The sequence below is a fragment of the Massilia sp. 05N420 genome (assembly GCF_056397205.1).
This window is the reverse complement of sequence record NZ_JBFTMX010000228.1, coordinates 1-398: the sequence shown is the minus strand read 5'-3', so window position 1 is coordinate 398 and position 398 is coordinate 1. Positions and strand designations below refer to the sequence as shown.

Below are 398 nucleotides of genomic sequence, written 5' to 3'. Positions count from 1 at the left end.
CCATTCGCCCGCATCTGGCGAAGCCTGCGCAACACCGCGCTTTCGGAAAGGCCAACTTTTTCGGCGAGCATGCGGGCCGGCATCAGGTTGTTGACCTGCACCAGCTTCAGCAAAGAGAGACCGAATGAATCGAGGGTAGCGGTTTCCGTCATGAATGGGGAGAATATCGCCTGAAACCGGGAAGGTGCAAGGAATTTCGGCGAAACTCAGCGCGCATAACGCAGTAGTATTTCCGCATGACAAAGAACCTGCCGATCGAAGACGCTCACATTATCCAGACCCGCCTGCATGCCCTTGCGCCGGGATATGCCGCGACACCGCTGATTGCCTCGCCGGAGCTCGCAGCTGCCCATGGGCTGGGTGCGGTCTTCCTCAAGGACGAGGGAGCTAGAACACTC

At 58.5% G+C, this 398-nt stretch carries 1 protein-coding gene; it reads right to left on the bottom strand.

What is annotated here, in order from left to right; genetic code table 11:
* Window positions 1–152 (bottom strand): AsnC family transcriptional regulator (locus tag AC1DIX_RS28090; protein ID WP_477328657.1); only part of this gene is annotated, 152 nt, incomplete at its 3' end.
* Window positions 153–398: the final 246 nt, after the last annotated feature.